Source organism: Burkholderia sp. Ac-20344 (genome assembly GCF_017104975.1).
GTDB lineage: Bacteria > Pseudomonadota > Gammaproteobacteria > Burkholderiales > Burkholderiaceae > Burkholderia.
The window spans coordinates 1-5,425 of the sequence record NZ_JAAGPP010000273.1 but is presented as its reverse complement, the minus strand read 5'-3'; the positions used below and the strand labels follow the sequence as shown (position 1 = coordinate 5,425).

Sequence of the window (5,425 nt, the reverse complement as noted above, 5' to 3'; positions counted from 1 at the left end):
AGCCCGCGAGCGCGGGGAGCCAGCCCCAGCGGGCCGCGGCGAACGGCGCGACGACGCTCGCGAGCACGGCGCCGCCCATGATCGACGTCGAATAGACGCCCATCGCACCGCCGATCCGCGTCGCGAAATGCGCCTTCACGAATCCGGGCAGCAGCGCCTGCACCATCGCGATCCCGACGCCCGCGCAGCAGGCGCTCGCGAGCAGCAGCCACGCATGCTGCGCGCCGATGCGCGACACGCAGGCGAGCCCGATCAGCGCGACGCCGAGCCAGACGCCGCCCGCGATGCCGGTCACGCGCTGCAGGCGCCGCGCACTCAGTGCGCCGAGGCCCATCAGCAGGATCGGGATCGTCGTCAGCAGGCTCGCCGCGCCGTCGCCGATGCCGGTCGCGCGCTGGATCATGTCGAGCAGCGGGCCGACCGCGGCAAGCGCCGGCCGCAGGTTCAGCCCGACGAGCACGATGGCGGCAAGCCGCCATCCGGGGGAAGTGAAGCGATTCATCGCAAGGCCCTCGATATCGGTGCGCGGCCCCGGTGAGGCACCGCGTGTTTTTCATGTAAAGTATCTCGACATCAAGATAAATGCTGATTTATCTCGACGTCAAGATAACTACCAAGCCGAGGAGGGTTAATGGATCGAGCCGCGCATGCGCTCGCGCAATGGCGCGCCGAGCGTCCGGATCTCGACGCGTCGTCGATGGTGGTGATGGGGCGGCTGCAGGAAGCGGCACTCGTGATCGCGCGCGACCGTCTCAATCCGCTGTTCGCGCGTTATGGGATGCAGCCGGGTGAATTCGACGTGCTCGCGACGCTGCGGCGCGGCGGGGCGCCGTTCGCGTTGACGCCGACGGCGCTGTACGACGCGCTGATGATGTCGTCGGGCGGGATGACCGCGCGCATCGACCGGTTGCAGAAGGCCGGGTGGGTGGAGCGCCGGCCGAATCCGGCCGATGGGCGTGGGACGCTTGTGGCGTTGACGGAGGCCGGTCGCGCGCTGATCGATGAGGCAGTCGTCGCGCACATCGACAATCAGCGTGAACTGCTGGCCGTGCTGTCGGACGCGGAACAGGCGCAATTGTCGCAACTGCTGGAAAAGCTGCTGGTGGGGCTGGAAGGCGGAGCGCCGAAAGGGGCGGACAGCAAGTAGCGCCGCCGTATGCGTGACGCAAACGCACGTCGTGGGCCAACGAGGTTCTGCTTGAATTTTCGTGCGTGCCCGAATCGCACCGTGGACGTTCAGTCATGGATTCCGAAATCCTGCTATCGAGCGCGCGCAAAAAACGTTTCAATGTCGAAACGCGTCGACGGGGGCGCCGATGGTCAGCGCGCCATGTTTGACCGCCGATCGGAGTCGAACCGGATGCGATCGGCAAACGCGAATCTGGATATTGGACTTCGAAAGTAGGTGAATTCGCCAACATACATGGCTGGGAAAATGGCACATAACTTGTAAAACTGACTGCAGGAAATACCCAGACACTGCGATTGCGATTGATCTGAAGTATTCACGGGTACCAGGCGCCTAAAATGATTCGAAGAATCTTGCTCTGTTGCTGGATATGTGTCGCATTCCATGCTGTCGCGTGCACGGCGGAGACGACGGATCCCGATGCGGCGCAGAGGCGCGCCATACTCAAAGAAGGCCGGTTTGCCGAGCTGGACCATGCCATGACCGCCGTTCAGCAGGCCTACGAGCACGGCTCGATCAGCGACGAGCGGTTAGTCGAGGCATTCCGCGCCTTTTACTTCGCCGACCCAGACCTGGAGCCGAAGTTCGACCAATGGGTCGCGCAGTTTCCGCGGTCCTATGCGGCGTTGTTGGCGCGCGGAATGTACTACGAGGCATTGGGATGGGTCAGGCGCGGCAGTGCATATGCCCGGAGCACCAGCGATCGACAGTTCGCGGGAATGAGGGCCTATCACAGCATAGCGCTGCGCGACCTCTCGAAGTCGACTGGATTGACTGCAAAGCCCACCGTGTCATATATGCAGGAGATCGAGATCTGGAAGGGTCTTACCGATACGAACAAGGAAAGCCGCGAGTTGCTCGACCAGTCCGTCAAAAGGGACCCGGGGAACATAGTGGTCAGGCGCACCTATCTCGTCTCGATACAGACAAGATGGGGCGGGAGCCCTAAACAGATGGCGGCCTTTGTCGACGAGTGTCGGCGGTTCCCTCTACCGGCAACGACGCTACGAGAGTTCGACGCGATGGTCATTGCAGATAAAGCCTGGGTCATGTATCGCGACAAGGATGATCCCGGCGCAGAAAAGGCTTACGCCCAGGCGCTCGCATTGATGCCAAACGACCCGGACATGCTGACACAAATGAGCGACGTACTCATCCACGAGCACAAGTACGAGCAAGCAGTCGCACCTTTGTCGAAGCTGATCGGCATGAATCCGAATAACAGTTACGCCCTTTCCAAAAGGGGCGCAATTTATCAAGGCATGAAACAATCCGAACGAGCTGTTAAAGATTACGAAAAGGCCGCCGAGCTGGGCGATGACTTCTCCGAAAATGAATTGGGCAAGTTCTATTGGTTCGGAATTTCAGTGCCCCGTGACAAGGAGCGTGCGATCAAGTTGTTTCGCCGCGCCGCAGAACAAGGTAACAAGGATGCCGAAAAGAATCTTGCGTGGGCGTTGCAGGGATAGTGAAACGCTGCTCACTTGGAAGCAGTCATACGCGGATCGCGGGACCGGACGCTATGCGACTGTCCGCAAGATCTGACGGCGCGAAGGCGGCAATCGACTGACTGCGGTTCGCTACCCGAGCGGGCATGACGTTCGAGTGCCGCTCCGGGCGCTCAGGCGAACGGACGGAAGTGGCCGAACCCCGACAGTCTTCCCGGCGTTCCCCGTAAATTCGCGATGAACCCAAAAAGCCCGCCGCGCAATGCGGCGGGCGGCGGACGGCGCAAGTCACGGGCCGCGGCCCGCACGTCGCGCACCCGCGTAGCCGATCAACCCCGTGCCGGAATATTGAGCCCCCGCGCGACAGCCGGACGCGCAACGAACGCATCGAGCACCCGCGCGACGTTCCGGAATTCGCTGAAGCCGACGAGATCCCCCGCTTCGTAGAAGCCGACGAGATTGCGCACCCACGGGAAGATCGCAATGTCGGCGATCGTATAGTTATCGCCCATCACCCACTTGCGGTTCGCGAGATGCGCGTCGAGCACGCCGAGCAGGCGCTTCGACTCGTCGACGTAGCGGTCGCGCGGGCGCTTGTCCTCGTAGTCGCGGCCGGCGAACTTGTGGAAGAAGCCGACCTGGCCGAACATCGGCCCGATACCGCCCATCTGGAACATCACCCACTGGATCGTCTCGTAGCGGCCCGCGAGATCCTTCGGGATCAACTGGCCCGTCTTGTCCGCGAGATAGATCAGGATCGCGCCCGATTCGAACAGCGGCAGCGGCTTGCCGTCCGGGCCGTTCGGATCGATGATCGCCGGGATCTTGTTGTTCGGGTTCAGCGACAGGAACGCGGGCGACATCTGGTCGTTCGTATCGAAGCGCACGAGGTGCGGCTCGTACGGCAGGCCGGTTTCCTCGAGCATGATCGACACCTTGACGCCGTTCGGCGTCGGCAGCGAGTAGAGCTGGAGACGGTCGGGATGCTGGGCCGGCCACTTTTGCGTGATCGGGAAGGCGGACAGGTCGGGCATGTAAGTTCGCTCGTCGAAGTGGAGGATCCGCGCTCCGTCCATGCCGCCGCGCGCGCCACGGCTCATGGCGCGACGGCGGCCGGAGCGCGCCGAAAACGCCCACTGTAGCCGATCCCGCGAATCGATGCAGGCGGTGGCCGCGCGCGACCGCCGCTGCATCGCCAGATGCCGGCGCACTCAGAAGTTGTGCCGCAGCCCGACCATCGCGGCCGTCGTGCCGACGCCCGGCGCGACCGGCTGCCCGTACACGAGCATCTGGTCCATCGTGCCGCGGTTGTTCACGTGGCCGACCTGCGCATAGACCATCGTCCGCTTCGACAGGCTGTAGTCGGCCGCGAGCACGACCGCCGTCGACCGGTTCTCGGAACGGTTGCGGTCCTTCAGGTAATACACGGCGGACGTGACCTGCAGCGCGGGCGTGAAACGATAGCCGACGCCGGCCGACAGCATGTCGAGGTTCACCTTGTCCGCATGCGACGGATTCCTGCCGTTGCCGTACGACGCCGACACCGAGAAATCGTGGATCGTGTATTTCGCGCCGACGTAGAGGAAGCGGTTGTTGTCGACGCCGGTCGGCGCGACGCCCGGCGCCGGGTTCGTGTCGTGGCCGTTGTAGTAGACGGCCGAAGCGTTCAGCCCATAGTTCGCATACCTGAGCACGACCGATTCGCGCGTGCCGCCCTGGAACTGCCCGGCCACGCCGCCCGGTGCGTATTCGAGCGCGATCGACGCACCCGCGAAAGTTGGCGACTGGTAGACGAGCGCATTGCTGTCGTACAGCGCGCCGATCGCGCCGTTGGTGCTCGTCCCGGGCCAGCCGGCCGCCGTGTTCAGGCCGAGCCAGGCGGTCAGCACGCTGCCGAAGAACTGCGCGTTGCGCACGTCGGTGTCGGCCAACGCGTAGATCATCGGCACGATCTGGCGGCCGGCCGTGAACGTGCCGAACGGGCCCGACACGCCGAGCGACGCGACCTGGTTGAAGATCGCGACGGCGCCCGGCGTGTCGCTCAGCTGCAGCTTGCCGGTGCCGCTGTCGAACGAGCCCTGGAGCTTGAAGTTGACCTTGTAGCCGCCGCCGATGTCCTCGCTGCCCTTGATGCCCCAGAAGCTCGAGTAGATGCCGCCGTCCTTCATGCGGAACACCTTGCCCGTATTCGGCGCGGTCGGGCTGAACGACGCCGCCGACGTGCTCTGGTACAGCAGGCCCGAGTCGATCACGCCGTAGAGCGTGACGGAGGATTGCGCGTGCGCGAGCGCCGAACAGCCGGCAAGCGCCGCGAGCGCGGCCAGTTTCGTCTTCATGAAGTCTCCAGGGTCGTATTGGACCGGACGGGATCGAGCCTGTCCGGGTGAAGCGGGGAAGCGTCGAGGCTGGCGGGAAGGCGTGGCATGCATCGCCCGTGCGAGCCGTGCGGAAAGACTACGCAACGGCGGGCGGCCGCTCCCCCCCATGCACGGGGGGCAGGGTTGCGGAGAATCGGAGGAAGGCGGGCGCGTCGACACGCCCGATTGGCGGAACCGGTGTTACGGCGCGCTTTCGAGGAGACCCAGCACCAGCGCGCGGCGCACCGCATGCTTGCGCGAGCTGGCGTCGAGCTTGCCGAACAGGTTCTTCAGGTGCCACTTCACGGTTTCCTCGCCGACGGCGAGCGCCACCGCAATCTCCTTGTTCGACAGGTTGCGCGCGAGCAGCTCGAGAATCGCGCGCTCCTTCGGCGTCAGCACGACGCTCGGCACCGCGCGATTCTCGAGCA

Annotated in this window: 5 protein-coding genes and 1 pseudogene; 2 read left to right on the top strand and 4 right to left on the bottom strand. The window is 64.3% G+C overall.

What is annotated here, in order from left to right:
* Positions 1–502: pseudogene (locus tag G3N64_RS37985) on the bottom strand (MFS transporter); the annotation flags it as partial.
* 129 nt (positions 503–631) lie between these two features.
* Between G3N64_RS37985 and G3N64_RS37980 the strand changes: the two are divergent.
* The gene (locus tag G3N64_RS37980; RefSeq protein WP_205788725.1) at positions 632–1,147 is read left to right on the top strand and encodes a MarR family transcriptional regulator; all 516 of its coding nucleotides are present in this window, start codon (positions 632–634) and stop codon (positions 1,145–1,147) included.
* Between the two features lie 380 nt (positions 1,148–1,527).
* The gene (locus tag G3N64_RS37975; RefSeq protein ID WP_205788724.1) at positions 1,528–2,658 is read left to right on the top strand and encodes a DUF4034 domain-containing protein; all 1,131 of its coding nucleotides are present in this window, start codon (positions 1,528–1,530) and stop codon (positions 2,656–2,658) included.
* Between the two features lie 308 nt (positions 2,659–2,966).
* Here the strand turns inward: G3N64_RS37975 and G3N64_RS37970 are convergent, their stop codons facing one another.
* The 3 genes from G3N64_RS37970 to G3N64_RS37960 all read right to left on the bottom strand — a co-directional run.
* Positions 2,967–3,671, bottom strand: coding sequence for a glutathione binding-like protein (locus G3N64_RS37970; protein WP_205788723.1), 705 nt, complete (start codon positions 3,669–3,671; stop codon positions 2,967–2,969).
* Between the two features lie 177 nt (positions 3,672–3,848).
* Complete coding sequence (locus G3N64_RS37965; protein WP_205788722.1) at positions 3,849–4,973, bottom strand: porin; 1,125 nt, start codon at positions 4,971–4,973, stop codon at positions 3,849–3,851.
* 222 nt (positions 4,974–5,195) lie between these two features.
* Positions 5,196–5,425 (bottom strand): helix-turn-helix transcriptional regulator (locus G3N64_RS37960; RefSeq protein WP_205788721.1); only part of this gene is annotated, 230 nt, incomplete at its 5' end.

Coding starts and splice junctions, on each gene's coding strand:
- G3N64_RS37980 (WP_205788725.1), top strand. CDS start 632: ATGGATCGAGCCGCGCATGCGCTCGCGCAATGGCGCGCCGAGCGTCCG.
- G3N64_RS37975 (WP_205788724.1), top strand. CDS start 1,528: ATGATTCGAAGAATCTTGCTCTGTTGCTGGATATGTGTCGCATTCCAT.
- G3N64_RS37970 (WP_205788723.1), bottom strand. CDS start 3,671: ATGCCCGACCTGTCCGCCTTCCCGATCACGCAAAAGTGGCCGGCCCAG.
- G3N64_RS37965 (WP_205788722.1), bottom strand. CDS start 4,973: ATGAAGACGAAACTGGCCGCGCTCGCGGCGCTTGCCGGCTGTTCGGCG.